The following is a 23,743-nucleotide window of genomic DNA, read 5'->3' as shown; positions in this document are numbered from 1 at the left end:
GAAGAAATCGCGCGGAATTTAGCCCTTACACAAACTATTTCGTGTCCGACGGCCACTCCGATTGCGCGTCAGAGGCCAAGTTTTCGTTCGCTCATCCACTTTACAATCGCCGGGTCGCGATGCGAAAAGAAGCTGCTCGTGCCTGTCTCCAACGTCGCAACGGCCGTCATGTCCTCTTCGGACAACTCGAAGTCGAAGACGGCCAGGTTTTCAAGCATCCGCTCTTTCCGCACGGATTTTGCGAGAGCAACGACGCCGCGCTGAACCAGCCATCGCAGCACGACTTGCCCCACGGTCTTGCCGTGGCGCCCGGCGATCGCTATCAGCCGATCGTTCTGGAACAGGTTGTTCCGTCCTTCGGCGAAGGGCGCCCACGCCTCCGGCTGCACGCCATGCTCGCGCATGAACTCCACGCTCTCGGCCTGCTGGTGAAAGGGGTTGACCTCGATTTGATTGACGGCTGGTGTGACCTCGTTGAAAGCCGTGATGTCCATGAGGCGGTCCGGCTGAAAGTTGCTCAGTCCGATCGCACGCAGCTTGCCGGCGCGATGTGCCTCCTCCATCGCTCGCCACGCGCCGTGAACGTCGGAGAACGGCTGATGGATCAGGAACAGGTCCAGGTAATCCAGATCAAGTCGCTTCAGCGACTTGTCGATGGCCACTCGAGCACGTTCATAGCCAGCGTCCTCTACCCATAGCTTGCTGGTGACGAAAAGCTGGTCGCGGGGGACGCCGCAACGCTTGAGGCCACGCCCGGTCGCCTCCTCGTTCTTGTAGGACGCAGCAGTGTCGATCAGACGATAGCCTGCCTGCACCGCGTCCACGACGCAGCGTTCGCATTCTGTCTCGTCGGCGATCTGGAAGACACCGTAGCCGAGGATCGGCATCTTGATTCCGTTGTTGAGTGTTACGTCTTGCATGTTCGTTCCTTGCTGTTGAAAGTGACGGCGGCATGAGGTCTGCTCAGGACGCGCCGGGCTCCCTGGTCAAGCCGGTCTCGTCGAGCCACTCGTTGGCGAGATTCATCGTTTTGCGCTCCTGATCCGCCTCCATCACGAAACGGACCACTGGTGGCGCGGTCTTTCCCCATATCGGAAAGCCATACGCTCGTGCGAAGACATCATCCACGGCCCTGGTTCGACCCGTGGCCGGACCATGTCCGTTACTTTAGGAGTCGCAGTTTCAAGCGACTAGTGGATTACTCCTTGCACCAGTATCAAGCTCAGATTGATACTGGATGGACCGTGCGACGCGCCCCGACGCACTTCAGCAGAAGAATCGATCATGCCCACGAATGATTTCAAGGCCATCGCGACGTTCGCTAGAGCCGTCGAACTCGGTAGCATCCGGAAGGCCGCGCTGGCCCAGGGTGTCACGCCCCAGGCTGCCAGTCAGGCCATTGCGCAGTTGGAACAGCATCTTGGAGTCCGCCTGTTGCATCGGACGACGCGCAGCCTCGCCCTAACCGAGGAGGGCCAACGGTTCCTGGAGAACACACAGCCCGCCCTGGCTGCGCTGGACAGGGCTCTGGTCCTGGCGCGGGAGTCCAAGGATGAGATCGCGGGGCCGCTGCGGATCGTTGGGCCGAAATCGTCGTTCGCCGCCATCCTCATGCCGCTGCTCGACGAGTTCTGTCGGAAGCACCCCGATATCCAGCCGGACGTCCAGCTCGATGACGGTATCGGCAACTGGGTGCTGGATCGCGTCGATGTCGGCTTCAGGATCGGAGCGTCGCCCAGCGAGGGTGTGATCGGTCGGCAACTCTTCGCGATACAGATGATCGTGTGCGCCGCTCCAAGCTATCTGAAAGCGTACGGCGCGCCATCGACGCCCGAGGATCTGGCGGCGCATCGCTGCAGCGTGTTCCGGCATCCGGGCACAGGCAAGGTGGCGCCGTGGTACTTGACTGTGGATGGCAAGCTGGAACATCGGCAGATGTCTCCTGCGTTCGCGACGAACGATTCGGAGCTGGAATTGCAAGCCGTGCTCGCGGGGCAAGTCATCGGTCAGCTCGCGAGCTTTTCGGCGGTGACCCACATCCGGGCTGGCCGACTGGAGCCAGTTCTCCTGCAGCATATGAGCGCGCATATCGGTTTGCACGTGTACTACGGAAGCCGGGCTGCTCAGCCCAAGCGAGTACGAGCGTTCCTGGACCTCGCCTTTGCTCGCCTGCTTGATTGCAGCGAATACCTGCTCACTGAGAAAGAGCTAGCCCAGTTTAGGTCGCGATCGAAGCGATACAGCCGCAATGGATAGTGCGTTGGTTCGTCAACAATAAATTCAGTACTCTCAAATTGAATGGCCGCGATCGGCTGTGAAGCCGTCGTTCACCGTGATCGGTCCACGGTCGGCAACGGGTCCAAGGGAAGTTCGAGGTTGAGTCGGAGAGATCAGCCGTGGGCCGATGATGAGCTTCCGGGTTCGGCCAGGAGCTGCCGCTGACCAATCTGCTCCCAACGACCTATTGAAAGCCGCAAGCGGTCGTTCGGAACGTCGTCGCAGCCAACTCGATCTGTCGCGCACCTCTCTCGCAGCAGTTCATCGAGAAAAATCCGGTAGTACGTGGCGATTCGCTCTCGACAATGGTTCAAGCCCATTGACTTGATGGATCGTGCCTGCCTATCGCACCTGAATCTCGAAATCGACAAGATATCCCGATACTTCTGTACCGTGCGCGTGAACCAGTGCGATAAGCTCTTCCGGCATAATTTCGACACGCCATTCCCGTTGGCTGCCAGGCTTGCGAATATCTAGTGCGACCAGGAGCACGCTGCGACCATCCGCTGAAGCTTCGAGGCGCATCGTACGGTTAATCGTCTCCGTCTGCGGATCAATTTCCGTCAGTAACGACAACGTGCCATGAGCGCCAGAAAAGTGTGGGGAGTTCATGAATGAAAGTTTCCTGATTCCTTCGAACTGCTACGTTCGTCGGCTCTTACGGGGGAGACATCCGTTCTATTTCCTGTTGCTCTCGGCCACTGCCGACGTTTCAACTTCGGGTGGTGGCGTAAGCAGCCAGTCTCCCGGAGAAATGAAGAACGAACCCGAGCAACGCCAACGCGCCACCCAATACGCATGCTGCATGCCATCCACCTAGTCGCCAACTGATGCCTGCTCCCCAGGAACCCGCGGCGCCGCCTACGAACATTCCGCTCATGAATAGCGTGTTGAGCCGACTTCTTGCCTCCGGTCGAAGAGCGTAAACCACATGTTGGTTGGAGATGAGAGCCGACTGCTCGCCGAAGTCCAGCAGGATGATGCCGACGACCAGGCCAGCGAGGCTGCCCCAAAGGCCCAGAACCGCGTATGACAGCAACATGATCAGGCAGCCAAGTCCGATAACGACATGGGGTCCACGACGATCGGCGACACGGCCGGCAAGTGGGGCAATCAGAATACCCGCCGCGCCAACGATCCCCATGAGGCCCGCCACGTCAGCCCCCAAGCCGAAGGCCTCATGCAGACGCAATGCCAGAATTGTCCAAAGCCCAATAAAGGAACCGAACATCGCGGCTTGAATACACGTTGCACGGCGCAGTGACCGTTCTTCTCGCCACAACTCGATGAGTGACTTCATGAGACCAAAGTAGCTGTGATTCGTCTTGGGTTCACTGTGTGGGAGTTTGACTAGCAACATGACCCAGATAATGGCGGTCATCGCCGCCCCTAGCCAGAACGTGGCACGCCAGCCCCAATGATCGGCAGTAAATCCGCCAACGGCCCTTCCCAGCAAAATGCCGCAAAGCAGGCCGCTCATCACAGTGCCGACGACCTGGCCACGGCGATTGGATCCGGCGAGTTCTGCAGCGAACGGTACGACTTGTTGGGCAACGGATCCTGAAATACCTACTGCCGCTGAAGCGATTACCAGCAACCAGACATTCGGGGCTGCAGCAAGGCATACCAATGCCACGAACAACACTGCTGCTTGCCCGAGAATCAATTTTCTCCGATCAATCCGGTCTCCCAGAGGTACCAGAAAAAACAGACCGCAGGCGAAACCCAGTTGTGTCGCCGTCGGAACCAGGTTGACGAGGCCAGGCGATCGTGGGAAAGCCTGCTGCAACAGTTCCAGGATCGGCTGGTTGTAGTAAATATTAGCGACGAAGACACCGCAGGCAATCGCCATCACCATCAGCAATGAACTGTCCAGGTGATGTGTTAACCCGGGCTCGCCAGGGGCGGCGGACTGCGCCGGAGATTCGCTACCAGCTGTATTGGGTGACATGTCCAGACTCACGACGTAGTACAGGGACCTTCATCGTGATGCAGCGCACACAAGAAGTCTTTGGCCTACAATTTCAGACGTCTGAAATCCCCGTTGATCCCCGCAATCTTGCGATGTGTCGTTAAAAAATGCCTACAGGTACAAAGACTCGCCATGAAAGGCCGTCGAAGGGCCCAGACTCCCGCGACGACGATATGGTTGCATTCGGCCGCTACCAGTTGTTCCCACGTTTGCGGCTACTGTTAAGAGACGGCGTACGACTGGACGTAGGTGAGCGTGCGCTGGACGTGCTGGTCCAGCTTGTCAGCACGGCAGGCCAGGTCGTATCCAAGGATTTGCTTCTTTCCCGGATATGGGCGAAGGAAGTCGTCGAGGAAAACAGCTTGCAGGCGCAGATCTCGTCGTTGCGAAAAATCCTGGGGGACGACAGGGACCTGATCGCGACGGAATTTGGCCGGGGCTATCGCTTTACGGGTTCAGTGCAGGCGCATCGGGCTGTCACGTCGTCCATAGGCGCACCTCAAGTACGAGTCGGACTCCCGAACCCACGGTCTCCTTTGATCGGCCGGGTTGAGGAGCTACTGGAATTAGATCGGGTGTTGGCTACCCAAGCGCTATGCACGCTCACAGGCCCTGCCGGCATAGGCAAGACTCGCCTGGCGATAGAGGCCGCGTCAGAATCCAGTCGCTATTTTCCCGATGGCGTTTACTTCGCCGACTTGTCGCAACTGAGTGCAGCCTCAGTATCGTCGGCTATTTCGAGCGCGTTGGCGGGGCTTGCTGGAACAGGCGCACAGCTACCGTCTCCCCCGGGAAAGGCGCTACTGGTCATCGATAACTGCGAACACGTTGCGTCGGCTTGTGCAGCGGCCCTTGAGCGGCTTCTGGAATCCGATCCTCGACTGAGCGTGCTGCTCACCAGCCAGACGCCATTGGGGATGGACGGCGAGCAGGTCTTCCGGCTCAGTCCTCTCGCGTTACCTCCGCGCACCGTCAACGCAGCAAACGCAAGAAGCTATAGCGCGGTTGAACTGTTTGTCCGCCGTGTCACTTCCGCGGACTATCATTTCGAGCTTACGGAAAAGAACGTAGAGCAGGTTACGACGTTATGCAGAGCGCTCGATGGAGTTCCACTGGCATTGGAAATCGCCGCAGCTCGCGTGCCATCGCTGGGTCTCGCAGTGGTCACCGAGGATTTAGCCCTTTCATCCAGATTGCTTGCCGCTCAGAAACGCCAGACCCCGTGTCGCCATCGGACTCTTGGTGACGCCTTGCAGTGGAGTTACCAGTTACTCGACTCCGTAGAACAAGCGGTGTTCCAGGAACTGGCCATCTTCCCTGGCGACTTCACCGTCACTGCCGCAGAACGTATCGTATCCACCAGGCTGGAAAGGCCCACCAGACTGGTTGATGTTCTTTGCAGCCTCGTTGAAAAGTCGCTCATCACGTTGCAGGCCGGAACTCAGCCGATACGCTATCGCTATCTGACCATGCTGCGGGCGTACGCGTTGGAGCAGCTTGCGAACCGCACAGCGGCCGTCACTGAAAAGCATGCCCGCTTTGTTGAAGAATTGGTTTCGCAGGCACAGCGGGAGTGGATGTCGGTACCCACGACACAATGGAAGCGACAATACGAACACCACATTGACGATATCAGAGCCGCTCTTGACTGGTCATTGCTGGATAGTAAGCGCCGTGCCCTGGGACTGCTCATCCTCGCGAACTCCGCCCCATTCTGGATACAGCTATCACTCCACGACGAGTGTCGCCAGAGGATTACGAAGGTGCTGGAAGAAACGAAAGTTCCTCCCGTTGAAGAGCACCAGGAGATGATGATTCAGGCCGCATTGGCCACTTCGCTGACCTGGTCGCGCGGACCAGTTCCGGCTAACGGGCGAGCCTGGACCAGGGCCAGCGATCTCGCGCTCCGGCTGGACGACAAGGAAACGCAACTACAGGCTGAATACGGTCTATGGCTTTATCATCTCCGTAGCGGTTGCTACGCACAGGCACTGCGGCATGGGAAAAGCATGGCGGAGTTAGCCGTGAGGCATCGCGATCAGGCAGCACTTCTGACAGCACGTCGCCTGATCGGAACATCTCATCATTTTTTAGGTAATCACGCTGAAGCTTTGATTGAAATCGAGTCCATGCTCGACAGCTATACGCGCGATGAACGTCATGGTTCCCACTTCAGATTCGGAATGGACCAGCGCGTAGCAGGTTGGGCCTTTCTTGCTCGCATTCTGTGGTTAATGGGGAATACGACCAAAGCCCGACGGGCTGCCCAGATCGCTATTGACGAGGCTATGGCACTGGATCACGCCTGCACCTTGTGCTGTGCCCTTGCGGAGGGAGGCTGTACCGTGGCAGCGCTTTCAGGAGACGTAGAAGGAGTCCAGCGTGTGTCGCAGCAGCTCAACCAGGTGGCCGGAAATCACGGCCTGCACTTTTGGGGACTGTATGGTTCGGCTTTTTCACTTTGGGCGAAAGTATTCCAGGACTCCAACGCTGTCTCTTTCCTGGAGCTTCGATCGACGCTGGAGACGCTGCAAGTCCACGGATTTGATCCCGCTTATTCCGTATTCTTAGCCGACTTTGCCAACGCCATGCTGGAACAGGGGCGTACGCGAGAAGCCGCTAGTCTCATTAATGCGCGGCTGGCAGGCGATGCCGCTGGACAACTTTGGAACGCCCCTGAACTTATGAGGATCAAGTCTCGAACGCTATCGGAAAAGAGGTCATCCCAGCAAGCGCCACGGTCGTTGATTCTGCAACAAGCGTTAACGCTGGCACGCGCTCAGGGTGCGAAAGGGTGGGAGCTTAGACTTAAAGACGAACATGTTACATAGGCGCCCGGCGCCATGCCGTATCACCCGTTTGCCGCGCCAGGCGCTTCGCCAAAGCGGGACATGCCCACGAGGCTGCTCGTTTCCGTCGCTTCGACCAGGTAGTCAAGGAAGGCCCGCACAGAAGGCGACGTGCGTCGTGCGCGTTCGAAGAGCACATTCACCGGCGCAGGCGTCGTCTCGTAATCCTGAAGGATGCGCCGCAGCCGGCCGCTCTGGATGTCTTCCGCCACTTGCCACGACGGGGTGCGCACGATGCCCGCGCCGTCGATCGCCGCGGCCGTGAGCACGTCGAGCGCGTTGGCCCAGAGGCGGCCCGTAATGCGCGCGGAATGACGAGTGCCAGCGGACTTGAAGCGCCAATCAACGGGGCCGGGCTGGTCGGAGAAAACGAGGCAGTCGTGCTGACGCAGCTCGTCAGGCGAGCAAGGCGTGCCGCGGCGCTCGATATAAGACGGCGCGGCGCAAACGATCATGCGTACGTCGCCGAGCTTGCGTGCCACGAGCGCCGAATCGGGCAGGCGGCCCACACGAATCGCGAGGTGGATGTCTTCCTCGACGAGATTCACGGCGCGGTCGATAAGCAGAAGCTCAACCGCAACAGCGGCATGGCGCGCAAGAAAACAGGGCAAGAGAGGCGCGATTACGGTTCGGCCGAGCAGCGTGGGGGCGGCGATGCGCAAACGGCCCGCCGGCTCGTTGCGGCCTACGCTGAGCAAAGTGCCCACTTCGTCGAGCTCCGCGAGGATCGACTTCGCGCGCTCGAAAAATAGGCGCCCTTCGTTCGTCAGCGCGATGTGCCGCGTCGTGCGGCGTAGCAGCTGCATGCCGAATTGCGTCTCCAGCGCCGACAAATGGCGACTCACCGAAGTCAGCGACATCGGAATCGCACGGGCCGCGGCAGACAGACTGCCGGCTTCCACCACGCGGACAAACACATTCATCGCGTCGAATCGGTCCATTGGTCACCTTTCCCTAAATCGCAAGAATCATTACCGCTGTACGACCGTACTCCCGGGATCAGGAATAGTCTACATTTCCCTTTGAGCAAACCGCAGAAGCCCGCACGCCACGTCTCGGATCGAGCGCGTGAGCGCTTCGAACATTTCCGGCAAAGGATGGACGCAGATGAAACAGTCGATCTATTGGGTCATGGCACTCGCAGCCGGCCTCGTCGTCGCCAACAACTATTACAACCAGCCGCTGCTCGTCGATTTCGCGCATACGTTCAGCGCTACCGAAGGTCAGGCCGGTGCAGTTTCCATCGCCGCGCAGGCCGGTTATGCGCTGGGCCTGCTCCTGTTCATTCCGCTCGGGGACAAGGTCGAGCTTCGCAAGCTCTTCGCGCTCACATTGGCGGCGGCCGTTGTCGCGCTTGTCGCGATGGCGGCGGCGCCCACGCTGCCCTGGGCCGTAGTGGCAAGCTTTGCCGCGGGCATGGCGAGTGTCACGCCGCAACTGCTCACGCCTTATGCGGCGAAGATTGCGGGCCCCCGAAACCGCGGCAAGGCCGTCGGAATCGTGATGTTCGGGCTGCTTTGCGGCATCCTCGTCTCTCGCACGGTATCGGGCACGATCGCTGCGCATTTCGGATGGCGCTCTGTCTACGCCTTCGCGGCATTCGCGATGGTGGGCGTTGCCGTCATGCTTGCGCGCGTGCTCCCGCGTATCGAGCCGACCTTCTCGGGCAGCTATGGTGCGTTGATGCGTTCGCTGTTTGCGTTGCTGCGCGAGGAACCCGTCGTACGGCAGACCGCGTCGATCGCGGCGCTGCAATTCGCTGTATTCAGCGCCTTCTGGACGACGCTCGCGTTTCACCTGCACGCCCTCGACCCCCGTTACGGCAGCGAGACGGCCGGGTTGTTCGGACTCGTCGGCGTCGCCGGCGCGAGCGCGTCCTATGCTGCAGGAAAGCTGACCGATACGCGCGATCCGCGTCATATCATCTTCGCCGCCAGCATTGTCCTCATTGCTTCGTACGTGGTGCTTGCGTGGAAAGGCTCGAGTATCGGCGGGCTAATCGTCGGGGTGATCCTGCTCGACCTCGGCATGCAAAGCTCTCATGTCTCGAACATGGCGCGCAGCCTGGCGGTTGAGAGCACTGCGATGAGCCGTGCCAACACGCTTTACATGACCTGCCGCTTCGCGGGCGGGGCGATCGGTGCGGCGCTTGGCAACTATGCGTGGAGCGTATGGCATTGGCCGGGCGTGTGCGGCGTTGGGCTCGTATTTGCCAGCGCTTCGATGCTGCCGCAGATCATTCCCGCGTCCGGTCGGCGAGTGCCTGCGGCGCAAAGCGAGGCGAGCGCCGGCTACAAGAGGCGTGAAGCGCGATAGACGATCGTTTGGCCGCGTCAAACGGATCGCACTTCCTTAGGCGCATGGATGGATCGACCGCTCTTGGTCGCCGTTGGGACATCCCAAGAAGCGAACTGAAGGACCGCTTGGGGTCGAAAGCAAAGCTCCGCGCGATATCGTGGCTGCTCGATGCCGGCCGGCTCACCGTCTCCAGTTGTCCAAGGGATTTTTCTTTGAAAGAAAGCGCCCTTTCTTTTCTTCGCCGCCACGCATGCGCCCCTCTACGCAGTCGGCAAAAACAATTTCCACTGACCTTCTGAAACAACCTGGACGGCACTATGAGTGACTGCGATGGCGGTCTGATCATCAATGGCATAGACCGGCGCCGGTATCCTGGCAGCCCATTTTTCAGCATTCTGCAAGGAGGCATCCGGATGATCCGGATTGTCCAAATGCGGGATCAATGCAAAGTCAACCCAGCCTGCTCCGTGGGCCGTGACCAGGAGGCTTGAGACCTCACCCTCTGCAGTTGCGAACGAGAAGCTCTCAGAGGTCAGCGCGTCGCGATTACCACTGGGCGGCCGACTGTAGTTTTCTGAAAATGTCGAGGACACCGCCATGCTACCGGCGCTAACGCCCACGTAAACCAGTTCATCGCGCAGTGAAGGCAATAGCTCGACGAGGCCGGAACGACGCATCCAGTCAGCCAGATAGATAGGGTCACCGCCCCACACCAACAGGACATCCGCCTCTTCCACCAGGGGGATCCAATCTTTTTTAGAGAGGCTCGGCAGTGCGGTGAGTTCCAGTACACCCAGCGACTTCCAGCCCAGTTCGCACAACGGGCTTCGCGCTTTTCCAGCGAACGCCTGCCACGCCATGGCAGCATGTCGCGGATAGGCATACATGGCAGTAGGAATGAAGAGCGCGCTGCACTCGGCGATCGGCTTGCCCAACAGATCAACAAGTGCGGCGTGGATGCTGGCGTTGGTGATGCCGCCGGACGTCAGAAGAAATTTCATACGGTTTCCCTCCTTTCTATGAGCATGTTTAGCATCTCATCAGGTTGACGAACGGCGACCGCCATATTCGACAATGGTCCGTTTTATTTTTCAGATGCAGATTCCGGCGGTGGCTGAGCGGTATTTGGGCATAGGCTTGACTTCATGCCCGCGTTCGGGACCTTTCTAGTATTGATTGCCCCATTTTGGTCGCTAGGGAGGCTATGGGTCGCACGCCGCCGGTCGTCGCATTGCGAAGCATCTGCCATATATGCTGATTGCATGATATGGGGTCCGGCCAGGAAGGGGCGTTCGACGATGTGGCATACACCGTCGACAATCGACGTACATTTCGCGCGCAATAGGGCGCCCATGTCGCGGAGAAAAGCAATCGGTGGCCGAAAGCTGTCGGCCAACCACCGTGCGTCCAGTGAATTACCCCTGCACAAGAACTAAAGTCAATATCGAGCACGGCCTTTCAATCGATATAATCCGCGTTAGCGATTGACGAGAGGTGCAAGTGAAAAAATCTATTCTTCTTGCGGTTTTTGCGTTCACGATATGTGCGGCTTTCGTCACTTGGGGCGCTTGGACTGCGCTTGGTCTCAATGCGGAGCACGGGTCGTTTTTCAGTCGAGCGGGTGGAGTGGCGTTCATTGCGCTATACGGTTGGGTCGCCAAGTACTACATCGAGCGGATTCGGCGCAAGGACGCGACCTAAGCCATGCGCCGATTCATCCGACCAAGCTTATCGAGCGCGGACTATCGCCTGGGAAAAAGTCTCTGACGATTTGAAGTCCAAGGCTCTAGAGCATCGTCCTTATGCAAACAAGCCTGCTCCTGATCTTCAGACCCGCAGTACATGAAGATCAAGACTTCATCTACGATTTGGTCAAGACCAGCCTTCCTGATGTCGTTGGCATACCCGTACCAGACTGGTCGCGGAACGATTTTCTTCAGTCGTGGGAGCGCGGCACAAAGACGATCATCACATTCGAAGGAACGCGCGCTGGCTACTTACGTTGGGAGCGTGATCCCGATGCGCTACACCTTGCCGATCTTCAGATCGTGCCGGCATTCCGTCGGCAAGGTCTCGGGACGAAGGCGGTCATTTACTTCGAACGGCAAGCAGCGGCCGAAGGCTTCGCCAAAGTTTCGTTGGTAGTCCACGATGCAAACCACGCTGCCGGCCCGCTCTACGCGAAACTCGGTTACTGCTGCGAAACACGAGATAGCAGACGTAGCCTGATGACCAAGACACTCGCCTGAACCGTTGAGCCCGATGGCCAGACCACTGCGAACGTCTCCTATCGAGAGAGTTGAAGGACAGCTCGGGCTCGCGTGCTGCCGAACGCAGCCGTCTGAGCTGGCGGCAATTCATGCAGCATGCATGAGACAGGGATCGGCCATGAAGGGACCCTCGGAGCCGCAATGAAGATCGTGAACAATTTGATCTATCCCCGCCGTGTGCTGATATGGTCCATACCGGACCTCAGCCCGGTGACAGAACTGCAGCTTCAAACAGGCCGGTTCCTACTTTAGAAAACCTCGCCTATCTGATGAGTGCGATCTTCGATGCTTATGCGCAGGAAGATCAAGCATCCTCCGGATCGTTCCGAAGCATTAAATCGCGGACGCCAGCAGACCAAAACGACATACATGACAACGACGAATGCTCGTTGACACTCTGGTGTACCATGTGTCACATTATAAATATGACACCATTCGATTACAAGCCGCAATCTGGTCAGTCGATATTTGACGCCGTGGTCTTTGCCGCCAAGCGCGCCTTCATCAGCGGCGATTACCTGCCGGGGCAGGAGTTTCCGTCGGTCAGGGCGTTGGCGGCGGACCTGAAGATTCACCCGAACACGGCTCACAAGATCATCCAGCATCTGATTCACGAAGGTTGGCTCGAGGCGCGGCCGGGAATTGGGACAGTCGTCTGCGAGCCGCCCCAGGCTCGCCCTGGCGAAAAGGCGCAACTGCTAGGGCACGAAGTCGAGGCACTGGTGGTCGGCGCACGTCGCGTCGGCCTTACGCAGGCGGAATTGCTCGACGCCATCGTTGAGCGTTGGAACCAGATCGACATAGCGAGGGGAACACAAAAATGATCATCGAGGCCCGCAATATCGAGAAGCGCTTCGGCCCGTCTGAGGCGCTCAGCGGCCTGAGTTTTTCGGTCGATGAGGGAAGCGTCTATGCGCTGATTGGCGCCAATGGCGCCGGCAAGACGACCACGATCAAGATGATGATGAACATCCTGGCGCCGACACGGGGTGATCTCACCGTGATGGGCACGCCATCACGTGAACTCACGAGCCGCCACCTTAACCAGATCGGCTATGTCTCGGAGAACCAGGTGCTTCCTGGGCAAATGGCCGTGGGTACCTATCTCGATTACGTGAGACCGTTTTATTCGAATTGGGACGAAGCGCTTGAAAAAGCCATGCTGAGACGGTTCAATCTGCCGATGGAGCGGAAAATCCGCGCCCTTTCACATGGTATGCGTATCAAGCTCGCGCTTGTTGCCGCCCTGGCCTTCAAACCAAAGCTGCTGGTGCTGGATGAGCCGTTTAGCGGCTTAGACCCGCTGGTACGCGACGACCTGGTCGAAAGCGTGCTGAGCCATGCTGAAGACCTCACTATCTTCATCTCATCGCACGAACTGAACGACATCGAGGGTTTCGTTAGCGACGTCGGTTTTCTTAACCAGGGTCGCCTGCTGTTCGAAGAATCGATCGAGGTCCTGAACGCGCGCGTACGCTTGATTCGCGTCACGTTGCAATCGCCGGCCCGTCCTCCCGATACCTGGCCCAGGGCGTGGATCGATCCCGGTACCTCGGGCAATGTTGCGAGCTTTGTGCATACGGCGTTCGCCGAAGATCAGCTGGCATCTGAAATGGCCACCGTATTCGGCGACGTCAAATTCGTTCAGGCCGAGCCGATGGACCTAAGGTCGATATTCACCGCGTTCGCGCGGGCCGAACAAATGACGGGGAGATGATATGTGGCTGCATATTTTGAAAAAAGATTTGAGACTGCATTGGCCGTACGTAGCAGCGGTGTTGGCTCTGAAAATCGCGGCGGCCTGGATCATCCTGCACATGGGGATCTTCGCTGAGCCACTGGAATTGGTGTTACTACACACGTTCAGCGATCTGGCGTTCGCTGTGGTGGCAGGCTTCGCGATCATTGTGGTCGTACAGAGCGACCCCATTGTGTCGAACAATGACGACTGGCTGATCCGGCCGATCCGTCGAAGCGACCTCGCGCTAGATAAAATTGCTTTCGCCGCCCTCGTGACCTTCTTGCCGACCTTTGTTTTCGACCTTGGCGTCGGCCTTATACATGGGCTAGATACGCAGCCGGCAATCAGTGCGTCGGCCTATACGGCGCTCGTCATATTCATCGGTGTCGGTTTGCCCGCATTAGCCGTCGGCACGATCACCGCTAGCTGGTCCCAGGCCGCAGGCATCGTTTTCGCGATCTTTCTGATATGGATTGCCGGCTTCATAGTGACCGATGGCGGGATGGTTGACCTTGACAACTGGCCTGTTCAACTAGCGCTCATGGCTATCCTTGTTATTGCGAGCGCACTCATCCTTGGCCTGCAATACAGCCGCCGGAACACGACGACTTCGCGTGGCGTCCTCGCCGTGGCAACAATTTGCGCGATTACGGTGATGTTCACGCCGACATTAGCAGGCCGTCTGATCCTACGCTTCACTGATTACGGCAAAGTGACGACGGGCGGCCCGATCCGCCTGTCGTTCGACGACCAGTCCAAGGCCGAGGTGATCGGCAAGGCCCAGCAGCTCGGCGACCCTGTCATCTACGTTCCGCTTAAGGTGGTGGTCGACCCGAACCGTATAGTCACGATCAATAGAGTCATCCTTAGTATCGCCAGTAACGACGGCAAGCCGTTATATAGCGGCATCATATCGGTCGCGTCTGCCTATCCGCCCCATCAGGTCAGCAACCTCCTGGGCAATACCTTCGACGGCACGAGCAATGGCCACAAGTCGAACTATCAAGCGGTCAATCTGCCGAGTGACGTATTCGCAAAATTCAAGAACACGCTGGGGCGGTTGACTCTGACCTATCTACTAAACTCCTATGCCCCGGTCGCAACCGTTAAAGCCGCGCTTCCCTTCGGCGCCCCACAAAAGGTTGCCGGTTTCGGCGTATGCGAAACACGGCTCAGTCCCGCCAATGACCAGGTCGTCGACCTATATTGTTTTCCGGCCACGAATAGCTCAAAGTGCATCGCGGCATCGGCGCTCGATCCCGCCGGCGCTTCGATCGGCGCGCCGCAAACGAGATGTTGGGCGACATCTACACAGTGGGGCCTCAATACGGCGGCTCTGACCGACCCTGGCCAGTTCGTAGTGCAACTCCCCACGGCGGACGGCGCCGGTATCAGGCCGCTTACCCTTACTAGCTATAGGGCAGCCGGTCGCTTCATCCAGACAGTTGTCCTTCCCCAGGTGAGGCTTACGGATTTGACTCGCTCTGCCGGGTCGTGATGACACATATGCGGATCATGCTGCCGCAAGTTTTCAGGCGGGGTTGTCCGATGATCTGGCCGGTTATATCGGGGTGTCGAAATCGGACCGGTCGCAAAGCGTAGTGCTGCAGAGAGACGCGTTGCTCGCCGCCGGCGTGACGCTGGAACGCATCACGATGCTGGAGGTTTTTGGCCAGTGAATGGCTGCTTTCGAGCAACGCGAAGGACCGTTGAAGTGCGATCAGGGCCGTTCGCCGTCGGCCCGAGTTCGGCCAGTTCCGGTCACTCGACACCAATGCGCCAATCGTCGACAATCTCCCCACAGCGATCCGACCGTTGTGGCGGTCCCCGGGGATGGCTGCAAAAGTCACGTGCGCAGCATCTCATGAAGTTCCCCAGATACAATTCGTGGGGTTATCGATCTAGAGTCGGAACTGCCGCAAGGTTATAGATTTCTCGCCTATCGCTAACGGTTCTCCCATGATTAGCTTTCGAAACTCATTGCTCGAACTCGGTTGCGTTTGCGTTTCGACAGGAAGTATTCCGAAGCATACCCACGACGAGTTTGTCGTCAGCGCCAATCTGAATGGGCACGAGCGCGTCTGGATCGACGGCAAAACCTTCGAGGCCGATACCCACACTCTGACGACGTATAACCCCGGCGAGATCCAGTCGAGCCACCTTCTTGGCACAGACGTGTGGCGTTGCGCATCCCTTTATATAAGACCCGCGGCGTTCGAAGAGTATTTTCACTCGTCGTTCGAGTTTGCAAAGCCCTATGTCGCCCGTCCCGACCTCACTCGCAAGCTGATATCGATCGCATCCGATCCGGCGGGGCCGGAGATCGAAGAAAGGTGTGTGTCGCTACTGCATAGCTTGTCCGAGGCCATGTCGGGCACAACCCGGCTGGACGGCCGATCGGGCTCATCGTCCCGCACAAGGCGGTTACAGGACCGCATGCTCGACGATCTCGGCGTCGTGCCGGATCTTGGGCATCTCGCTGCTTCCGAGGGCATTTCGCCCGCTCATCTGGTGCGCTCGTTTCACCAGCAGACCGGGTTGCCGCCTCTAGCCTGGCAAATGCAACAGCGAATCGGCTACGCGCGCAAGCTGTTGCGTGCCGGCCAGCCGATCATAGAAGTAGCGCTGGAGGCCGGTTTCGCCGATCAGGCACATTTCACCAAGGCATTCGTTCGCTTCATGGGAATGACGCCAGGACAATTCCGGCGCGTCAATTTTTGACAAGACAATGTTGTTCCGCGAAACCTAAGCTACGGGTTAAATACCACGGCGCGGTGTTGCACCTGCGTTGAAGGTATTGCGTTGTCTCGATCTAAAAGCAAGCTCAGTCAGGAAGGCATCATGGGATTTCGTCGCGCAATACTCGCGGGCATAGCGATGCTCGCCCTGGCATTTCAGACTTTCGGACCGGGATCGATGGCGTTCGCGGACGATTCCGCACCGGTTGATCCTCGCACTGTCGTGGCGAGAGCTGAGGCACTTCCGCCTGGCAGTATCAACGAGTTGAAAGCCATCGACATAGGCGGCATCAAGCAATGGATCAGCGTGCGAGGCACGTCGCCCGCGAATCCGATCCTGCTGTTCATTCACGGTGGACCGGGTTCGACCATGATGCCGGAGAGCTGGGCATTTCAGCGAGCCTGGGAGGACTACTTTACGGTCGTTCAATGGGATCAAAGAGGAACCGGCAAGACGCTCGTCAGCGCTGGACTCAAGCCCGATCCCGACATGTCGGTTGAACGGATGCAGGCAGACACCGAGGAACTGATCCAGTATCTCAGGCACACCTACGGAAAAGACAAGATCTTCGTGCTGGGCCATTCATGGGGAAGCATCCTCGGGCTTAAGGTTGCGCAACGGCATCCGGGATGGCTCTATGCCTATATCGGCGTTAGCCAGGTCGTAAATGGCAGACGCAACGAGGAGGTCGGATACGCCGAGACGCTGGCGGAGGCAAAGGAGCAACAGAACACGACCGCGGTCAGCGAGCTGGAAGCCTTGGCCCCTTATCCCGGCCCAGATCTCAATTCCTTGCTCCATAAGGTCGGCACCGAACGAAAATGGAATCTCATGCTTGGCGGTTTGATTTACGGGCAGTCTCGCGACGACCGGAACGTGCTGGATGCCTTGAGTCCCGAGTATACGGACGCCGATGCTGCCGCTGTATTGGTGGGAGAAAGGCTTTCACAACGCGCGCTTGTGCCCGGCGCGCTCGATGTGAATTTCGACAATTTCACTGACTATCAATGCCCCATCTTCATCATTGCCGGAGCGCACGACCGGACCACGCCCACGAGCGTCGCATCCGAGTACTTCTCGCGCATCCATGCGCCTGGCAAGCGCTTCTTTCTGATCAGACACGCTGCACATACAATATTCGATGAGGCCCCGGGCGAAGTATTGGTCAACCTTGTCGAGTACATCCGGCCATTGGCGCAAGCGCCCGGAGCAAATCCGTAAGACTCGTTTCATGCGTTGTCGCCAGGTACGCCCCCGAGCACGAAGATGTCTCCGCGGAACGGTGATGTGGCACGCGACATCGCGTCGTTGCCCCTGACCCGTAGCGCGTGAATGTCCGCTCAGGAGAAATCCCGCGGGCCGTTGCGGGTCGCGTGCTGCCGAACGCAGCCGTCTGAGCTGCTGGCAATCCATGCAGCATGCATGAGACAGGGATCGGCCACTAATGGCCAGTCGACACTGGTCACCTGAATCGCTGACAATCGTCCACAAACCAGCGCTATTAAGGAAGGGTCGGCAATGCTCGCCTCGTCAAAACGGATAGAACAGTCTGCGGGACGCACGGTTTTCGGTAACGATGCCAACGGTTATGCTGAAGGTCGTCCCGATTACCCTGCTCGCGTCTATGACATCCTGCGGACGACTTGCAGGGCGACCCCGTCGACCCGGGTGTTCGAAATTGGTCCAGGCACGGGACAAGCAACCAAAAGACTACTCGACCTTGGCTGTGCGGTAACGGCCATTGAGCCAGATAACCGTCTCGCCGAGGTGCTGCTCGCGAAGTGCAAATCAAAGACACCAGGCCGCCTCTCTCTTCATATAGCAGCGTTCGAAGACGTGGATTTCTCGGACGAGAAGTTTGACCTTGGTATTGCCGCGACTTCGTTTCACTGGCTGGAGCAGGAAAGTGCTCTTGCTAAGGCCAAACGACTCCTCAAGCCGGGCGGTCAATGGGCCATGTGGTGGACAATTTTTGGGGATTCCTCGCGTGAAGATGAGTTCCAGCGCAGGACTCGTTCCCTGTTCGCGAATCTTTGGCGCAGCCCTTCGCACGGTAGTGAGTCGCAAGTCCCGTTTGCTCTGGATGCTGAGACGCGTAAGGCCCAATTGCGGGGGGCAGGATTTGCATCTGTATCCCATGAACTTATTCACTGGACAACGACCCAGACGACGAGTCAGGTACTGGCACTGACGAGCACCTTCTCCCCTGTGGCTCAATTGCCTCAGACAGAGAGGGAAATCTTGATGAAAAGGCTAGAGCGCATTGCGGACTTGGAATTTGGCGGGGTGGTGGCACGCAATTTTGTCACTGTCGTATATACCGCGTCATGTCGTTCCGATGTGAGCTAAAGAGCGGGGCAATTCCGCCTCCTAGCAGCAACATGGAAGCTTTGGCAGGTATAGCCATTTTTTTGTGCAGCAAGTATCCGCTCGCCCTAGGTGATATGCCATAGACTGACCTCTCCGCAACCATGAAAACACCGCCTGCCTGAAGGCACAAGCAAATCATTAGATAACTACGGCGCTCTGATGGAAGACCGGCGATCAGTAAAACGCAAAACTTGATGGTTGAATTTTTCGACAAAAAACAAGACGCACATGAAGAACAATCCCATTCGGAACGCCCTCCATTCTTTTCGGAATCGCATTTCGTCCAGCCTCGCAGTTCATGGGCGCTTACGTACCCGGCGCTGCATCCGCTTGTTCTATGCGGTCTTTCTGCTGGTAACGTCGGCCGTAGCCGGTGTCGCATACCTTTTTCATTACTCGTTGCGCGTTCACGGTGCAACAATGACACCTGGTCACGAATTACTGATGCGAGTGACTTTCTGCGGCGCGGCGCTGGTTGCGACCAAAGTCACCAGCGGGTTCGAGAAGGAGCCTTGGCTCGCTTACGGCCTGGACGCAAGACACCGCACCGTTCACTTCGGATTCGGACTGTTGGTAGGCACACTGGCACTGTCTGGGACGATGACCGCTTTGGTTCTGACCGGAGGCGCGAACGTCACGCGCTCGGAAAGCCTCGGCGGCTCGCCGATCGCGTCGGGAATGCTTTGGGCGCTCGTGTTTATACTGGTCGGGTGGTCCGAAGAGCTGATTTTCCGAGGCTACGTGTTCTTCAAGCTCGCTCGGGACGTCGGCGCCGTTGCCGCAGCCGTCCGGACTTCCTTGGCGTTTGGCTTCGTCCACGCATTCAATCCCAATGAAAGCATTCTCGGTCTCGTTCAGGTAGTGCTGTTCGGTCTGGTTGCCTGCTTCGCGATCTGGCGCACAGGGTCGCTCTGGTGGGCCGCGGGCATGCATGCCGCGTGGGACTGGAGCGAGTCCTTTTTATTCGGCGCAGCGGATAGCGGGAGAATGGTCTCCGGTCATTTTCTGACCAGCCAGGCAATCGGACCCAGCTGGTTTAGCGGCGGGGCAACGGGCCCGGAAGGCAGTCTGCTGGCGATACCTGCGATAGGGATACTTGCGCTTATCGTCCTGCTTACGCTCCCGAAGACCGGGGCGGCCATGTCATTGAGAACAAGACAGACAGCCTGATCAACGTCCGGACTATTTTCCCCATCCCCGGACCAAGATGTGGCGAGGAACCTGCAACCTTGATTTCCGGTGCGAACGTGATGGCCCGTGCTTGCGTTCTGGGCTGCGATTCCATCAGCGCGCGAAGACGAAATATGCAAGCGAGCGAAATACTGTCTTCCAATGATGTAGCCGACGGTAAAATCTTGCGAGAACTCAAGAGCCCTAGAGGAAGCCATGCTGGCGGAAACATTCAAGCGAACCATATCTCTTTTGATCCCCACGACATTGATAGGGATCGTCATTGGGTACCATGAAACAGGAAGAGTGACAGTCGCTGGAGTAGTGGTGTACATCGCCGTGGCGCTGGTTTCGGGCATGGCGCTTGAGAGCTTAAGCCTCTGGTATAGCCGGCACTTCGGAACGGGCACGACTCCATCGATTGTCAAGGCTGTGTTTTGGCTAGTTGCCGCAATCTCCCTATATCTGTTCTTTCGCCACTTTGACCGTGGATGATTGAAGGCCACCCGTCTGGCGTAGTACGCAATAATCCTGTCAACTTTGCGACATTCAAATCGTCAACTCGCGGACCAGTTCCGCACGGACTGCCGCGAAAGCTTACTGGGCAGCGATCTCCGGGACGCGAATTAAACATGTCAACTGCCGCTCCGCGTCCGCCATGAGCAAAATCCACAATGTTTAGCGCGGACACTGATTACTGGTCGTTGGCGCTGACCAAATGGACCGTCCCAACCGCAAGAGCAACCCGGCCATGAAGAGACGGTCGACGGCCTCTCACAAATCGCCGACAATCGGACAGCTACAAACTCATTTGGGGGCGAAGGTGTCGCTGCACGATGATAACGAAAGCTACATCAGTCGGCTGAGGAAAAAGGTTGGCAGTGGTTTGATATTGAGTCCCTCCGTTGCAGCCGTGATTCACGATCACGAAGGCAAACTGCTCCTTCAGGAAAAGTCATCAGGTGAGGCATGGAGTTTGCCAGCCGGCGGAATTGAATTGGGAGAAAGCCCGCAAGAAGCAATCGTCCGAGAGGTAATGGAGGAAACAGGATATGCTGTTTGCATTCACAGCATTCTAGGCGTGTTCGGCGGGCGGTCGTTCCGATACACATATCCAAGTGGCGATCATGTCGAATACGTAGTGACGCTGTTTCAATGCAAAATCATCGGCGGCTCCGGAGTGCCCACCGATTCCGAAACCAAGTCCACCCAGTATTTCGGAAGGCACGATATGCCGGAACTGGCACTACCGTATCCGAAAGACGATTTGTTTCGCGCATTCTAGGAACATCGTCGAGCCACCTTGCCGACTGATAGACCCTTGGGTTCAGCTTATGCGGCCCTTCGATGCACCCGCTCGAACCGTCCAGAATCAATAGCGGCTTGAGGAAGCAACCACAAGCAAGGATGCGGATGAACAGAAGAAAGAGATTGACTTTTTGGGGCGCTAACGAAGACGACGACAGTTTGCCGCGCGCCGTCATGGAGGGTCGCAAGACCGTTACCGCCGATACGGTCGCGGAGTATTACAAACCGTACGGCGAATACGGCGACGGCGGTTATGCCCCGGGTGACTTCATTGAGGTCTACGATTTGAAGCAGAGGCTTCGCTGCATCATCAAAGCGACCAAAGTCTATTCGATCAAATTTGGCGATATTCCGGAAGAGGTCTGGCGTGGCGAGACATTCTCCAGTGCCGAAGAATTCCGGGAAGTCCATATTCGGTGCATGCCGCACGAAGACCTGCATGACCATTTCGAACTGATGACTCTTCATTTTGAATTGGTCGAGATCGTAGCGCGTGAAGTCACTGACTGATACCAAAAATACAAGGCCGGGAGGATAGTTGGTGGTCCTTCAAATGAAGCTGTGGGTCTTCGACTCCTGAAGGTCCGCGATTGAGAAAGCGGGAAGACCGCTCAGGGTCGCGTATCTGACGTCTTTCACGATTGCATTGCAGTTTCTGAACCATTCGTGGAGTTTGAGACTCATTATGTTTTCGGTCGCGACAACACGCAGCAGATCAGCAAAAGCCGGTTGCGCTTCACGTCTCGCGACGAACTGGCGAGCAGCATCAAGTTAGCCGGATTCCGCGATATTGAACGGTTCGGAGACTGGAGCGGCGGTCCCTTCCAGGAAGCATCGAGCACCGAAATTATTGCGATATGCCACGCGCAAGTCGTGGGAAGCCCCACGCTGTATCTCGCAGCATGTGCCGCATATGTCCATCGCGTGAGGAACTGCTTGGCCACGAGCCATCGGTCGAGGGCGCTTGCTAGACCGTCGACAAGCAGCAGACAGGGACAAGGTCGCCAGTCGGCAGTTCGAGTGATTTAAACTTGGTGCTGTTTCCGACACGTTCACGATACATCATGAGCTACCTCCCGATCGTCCGCCTGGCGGACCGCACAGACGCTGCGGCCCTCCAGTCGCTGTATTGCCAGTTGGTGGACGATGTGAACGTGAATGTCACAGAGTCGCAGATTCAAATGATCGCGGAAGACGCTCGCACTCGGCTGTTCGTCTGCGAGATTGATGGCGACGTCCGCGCTACGGTACTGGTCTCTCTCTGCGCAGACGTGATGTACGCGGACCAACCTTTCGCCGTGATCGAGAATCTTGTCGTCGATCATCGATGCCGCGGAAATGGAATTGGGCAGGCTCTGCTACGTGAGGTTGAGCAATATTGCCTGTCGCGGAATTGTTCGAAGATGATGCTGCTTAGTTCAGCCCACCGCCCGAATGCCCACAGATTCTTCGAGCATGTCGGGTTCCGTGCCGACCTCAAGCGCGGATTTGTGAAATACCGCCGGCAGTTCGCCCCGTCCATTTGAGGGGCACCGTCGCGAGCCGGTTACGAGCGGTAGGCCATCCCGCATTGGTTCATGCCCAGACGGATTTGTCACTAGCCAACCAGGAGGAGCCCTTCAACGATCTTGCGTGCCTCGTCGACAATCCAGCTACTGGTTTGCGCGGAGCAAGGGCACTTTGCTACTCTTCGCTCTCCGGGTATCGCGCCAATCAATCATGAAAATCGAAGTCACCGACGCACAGAATGAACACGATGATGCGTTCGTCGTATCGCAACTGCGCGCGTACAATGCCGCGTTTACCGTAAAAGACTTCAAGTTGCTGCGCGTGTTTGCACGCGACGCGGACGGCAGTGTCGTCGGCGGCTTGCTGGCCGATACCTACTGGCAATATCTCGAAGTCCACGTCGTATGGGTCAGCGAGGCGCATCGCAATGCGGGACACGCATCGCAACTACTGAATGCCGCAGAGAACGAAGCCCGTCAGCGAGGCTGCAAGCACGCCTTTCTCGATACGTTCAGTTTTCAGGCGCGCGGTTTTTATGAAAAGCTGGGCTATAGCGAGTTTGGCCGACTTGAGGAGTTCAGCGGCAAACATGAGCGGCACTATCTGCATAAAAGGCTCGATGACAGGCGTCAATAGGGTGCGGCCTCGGCGCGGCCCTAAGCTCTGCGTGCAACGTCCTGAACGGTGGGTTGAAGGTCCGCTTTGCGTCAAGTCGAACGGCAGAAACGCCGCAAACTATGTCTTGGCGCGTGAGCGCCGAAGCTCCGGTTCTACAGGCGCCCACATGAGCTCGCATAACTCTGCCCTCCACCGAGGCGGGACACACCCCTTACAGTCGCAAGTAACGGCGTGCCGTCAGGTCTTCGGCGACGCGAGAAGGTCCTCAAGAATGCGCTCAAGATGGATGGAATGAGTCGCTAACGGCGGGCGGGTCGCAACGGCCTCCGTGCTCCCCATGTCCATATCGGGGAACCGGCAGCTTCTACAAACCGCCCATCAACTTATTGGGTGTGATCGGTAATTCGCGCACCCGCACGCCGATGGCGTCGTAGACCGCGTTGGCGACGGCGGCGGCAACCCCTGTGGCGCAGAGTTCTCCGATACCTTTGGCGCCGAGCGGTCCGGAGTTGGCGTCGTATTCGTCAACGAACCCGACATCGATGGCCGGCGGAATGTCTGCGTTCACGGGCAGCGCAACGCCGGCCAGGTCTTTCGAAATCCAGCGGCCCAGAGCCGGCTC

Annotated in this window: 22 protein-coding genes and 1 pseudogene; 16 read left to right on the top strand and 7 right to left on the bottom strand. The window is 57.8% G+C overall.

All coding sequences use genetic code 11. From position 1 onward, the window contains the following. Positions 1-68: 68 nt before the first annotated feature. Positions 69-920 carry an aldo/keto reductase gene (locus tag P3T17_RS30940; RefSeq protein ID WP_074267298.1) on the bottom strand — a complete coding sequence of 284 codons (852 nt, stop codon included), beginning with the start codon at positions 918-920 and terminating at the stop codon, positions 69-71. A 43-nt stretch (positions 921-963) separates the two neighbouring features. Then, positions 964-1,128: a hypothetical protein gene (locus P3T17_RS30935; protein WP_429410429.1), complete on the bottom strand. Its 165-nt coding sequence runs from the start codon at positions 1,126-1,128 to the stop codon at positions 964-966. 156 nt (positions 1,129-1,284) lie between these two features. Here P3T17_RS30935 and P3T17_RS30930 point away from each other — a divergent pair, with 156 nt between their 5' ends. After that, the gene (locus tag P3T17_RS30930; RefSeq protein WP_429410427.1) at positions 1,285-2,256 is read left to right on the top strand and encodes a LysR family transcriptional regulator; all 972 of its coding nucleotides are present in this window, start codon (positions 1,285-1,287) and stop codon (positions 2,254-2,256) included. 363 nt (positions 2,257-2,619) lie between these two features. Here the strand turns inward: P3T17_RS30930 and P3T17_RS30925 are convergent, their stop codons facing one another. Then, positions 2,620-2,889 (bottom strand): hypothetical protein, encoded by a 270-nt coding sequence (locus P3T17_RS30925; protein WP_429410425.1) that lies wholly within the window; start codon positions 2,887-2,889, stop codon positions 2,620-2,622. A gap of 100 nt (positions 2,890-2,989) precedes the next feature. After that, on the bottom strand, positions 2,990-4,228 hold the full coding sequence (locus tag P3T17_RS30920) for an MFS transporter (protein WP_429410423.1): 1,239 nt from the start codon (positions 4,226-4,228) through the stop codon (positions 2,990-2,992). 194 nt (positions 4,229-4,422) lie between these two features. Between P3T17_RS30920 and P3T17_RS30915 the strand changes: the two genes are divergently transcribed. Further along, on the top strand, positions 4,423-7,080 hold the full coding sequence (locus P3T17_RS30915; protein ID WP_429410421.1) for an ATP-binding protein: 2,658 nt from the start codon (positions 4,423-4,425) through the stop codon (positions 7,078-7,080). Positions 7,081-7,100: 20 nt separating this feature from the next. On the opposite strand, the gene P3T17_RS30910 is transcribed toward P3T17_RS30915, so the two are convergent. Beyond that, positions 7,101-8,039, bottom strand: a complete 939-nt coding sequence (locus P3T17_RS30910) for a LysR family transcriptional regulator (protein ID WP_429410419.1) — start codon at positions 8,037-8,039, stop codon at positions 7,101-7,103. A 166-nt stretch (positions 8,040-8,205) separates the two neighbouring features. Here P3T17_RS30910 and P3T17_RS30905 point away from each other — a divergent pair, with 166 nt between their 5' ends. Then, positions 8,206-9,414: an MFS transporter gene (locus P3T17_RS30905; RefSeq protein ID WP_429410417.1), complete on the top strand. Its 1,209-nt coding sequence runs from the start codon at positions 8,206-8,208 to the stop codon at positions 9,412-9,414. A gap of 242 nt (positions 9,415-9,656) precedes the next feature. Here the strand turns inward: P3T17_RS30905 and P3T17_RS30900 are convergent, their stop codons facing one another. Further along, entirely contained in the window at positions 9,657-10,397 is a 741-nt protein-coding gene (locus P3T17_RS30900; protein WP_429410415.1) for a Type 1 glutamine amidotransferase-like domain-containing protein, read from the bottom strand. An 801-nt stretch (positions 10,398-11,198) separates the two neighbouring features. Between P3T17_RS30900 and P3T17_RS30895 the strand changes: the two genes are divergently transcribed. The 13 genes from P3T17_RS30895 to P3T17_RS30835 all read left to right on the top strand — a co-directional run bounded on the left by P3T17_RS30895 (position 11,199) and on the right by P3T17_RS30835 (position 23,139). Next, positions 11,199-11,645 carry a GNAT family N-acetyltransferase gene (locus tag P3T17_RS30895; protein WP_429410413.1) on the top strand — a complete coding sequence of 149 codons (447 nt, stop codon included), beginning with the start codon at positions 11,199-11,201 and terminating at the stop codon, positions 11,643-11,645. A 290-nt stretch (positions 11,646-11,935) separates the two neighbouring features. Then, a complete protein-coding gene (locus P3T17_RS30890; RefSeq protein ID WP_429410411.1) occupies positions 11,936-12,490 on the top strand; it encodes a GntR family transcriptional regulator in 555 nt (184 codons plus the stop codon). Next, the gene (locus P3T17_RS30885; protein WP_429410409.1) at positions 12,487-13,383 is read left to right on the top strand and encodes an ABC transporter ATP-binding protein; all 897 of its coding nucleotides are present in this window, start codon (positions 12,487-12,489) and stop codon (positions 13,381-13,383) included. The genes P3T17_RS30890 and P3T17_RS30885 overlap by 4 nt, the downstream gene beginning before the upstream one ends. Before the next feature lies 1 nt (position 13,384). After that, complete coding sequence (locus tag P3T17_RS30880) at positions 13,385-14,905, top strand: hypothetical protein (protein ID WP_429410407.1); 1,521 nt, start codon at positions 13,385-13,387, stop codon at positions 14,903-14,905. Between the two features lie 43 nt (positions 14,906-14,948). After that, complete coding sequence (locus tag P3T17_RS30875) at positions 14,949-15,086, top strand: hypothetical protein (RefSeq protein ID WP_429410405.1); 138 nt, start codon at positions 14,949-14,951, stop codon at positions 15,084-15,086. A gap of 280 nt (positions 15,087-15,366) precedes the next feature. Beyond that, positions 15,367-16,128, top strand: coding sequence for an AraC family transcriptional regulator (locus tag P3T17_RS30870; RefSeq protein ID WP_429410403.1), 762 nt, complete (start codon positions 15,367-15,369; stop codon positions 16,126-16,128). Positions 16,129-16,284: 156 nt separating this feature from the next. Then, positions 16,285-17,367 (top strand): alpha/beta fold hydrolase, encoded by a 1,083-nt coding sequence (locus P3T17_RS30865; protein ID WP_429410401.1) that lies wholly within the window; start codon positions 16,285-16,287, stop codon positions 17,365-17,367. Between the two features lie 297 nt (positions 17,368-17,664). Further along, the gene (locus P3T17_RS30860; protein ID WP_429410399.1) at positions 17,665-18,495 is read left to right on the top strand and encodes a class I SAM-dependent methyltransferase; all 831 of its coding nucleotides are present in this window, start codon (positions 17,665-17,667) and stop codon (positions 18,493-18,495) included. Between the two features lie 465 nt (positions 18,496-18,960). Next, positions 18,961-19,686, top strand: a complete 726-nt coding sequence (locus P3T17_RS30855) for a CPBP family intramembrane glutamic endopeptidase (protein WP_429410397.1) — start codon at positions 18,961-18,963, stop codon at positions 19,684-19,686. 718 nt (positions 19,687-20,404) lie between these two features. Next, positions 20,405-20,971 carry an NUDIX domain-containing protein gene (locus P3T17_RS30850; RefSeq protein ID WP_429410395.1) on the top strand — a complete coding sequence of 189 codons (567 nt, stop codon included), beginning with the start codon at positions 20,405-20,407 and terminating at the stop codon, positions 20,969-20,971. A 128-nt stretch (positions 20,972-21,099) separates the two neighbouring features. Continuing rightward, positions 21,100-21,504 carry an ASCH domain-containing protein gene (locus P3T17_RS30845; protein ID WP_429410393.1) on the top strand — a complete coding sequence of 135 codons (405 nt, stop codon included), beginning with the start codon at positions 21,100-21,102 and terminating at the stop codon, positions 21,502-21,504. Between the two features lie 554 nt (positions 21,505-22,058). Then, the gene (locus P3T17_RS30840) at positions 22,059-22,520 is read left to right on the top strand and encodes a GNAT family N-acetyltransferase (protein ID WP_429410391.1); all 462 of its coding nucleotides are present in this window, start codon (positions 22,059-22,061) and stop codon (positions 22,518-22,520) included. A 193-nt stretch (positions 22,521-22,713) separates the two neighbouring features. Then, positions 22,714-23,139, top strand: coding sequence for a GNAT family N-acetyltransferase (locus tag P3T17_RS30835; protein ID WP_429410389.1), 426 nt, complete (start codon positions 22,714-22,716; stop codon positions 23,137-23,139). A 346-nt stretch (positions 23,140-23,485) separates the two neighbouring features. Here the strand turns inward: P3T17_RS30835 and P3T17_RS30830 are convergent. After that, positions 23,486-23,743, bottom strand: a pseudogene (locus P3T17_RS30830) (xanthine dehydrogenase family protein molybdopterin-binding subunit); the annotation flags it as partial.

Source organism: Paraburkholderia sp. GAS82 (assembly GCF_050436285.1).
In the GTDB taxonomy this organism is placed as follows: Bacteria; Pseudomonadota; Gammaproteobacteria; order Burkholderiales; family Burkholderiaceae; genus Paraburkholderia; species Paraburkholderia phenazinium_B.
This window is presented reverse-complemented; position numbering and strand designations above follow the sequence as displayed.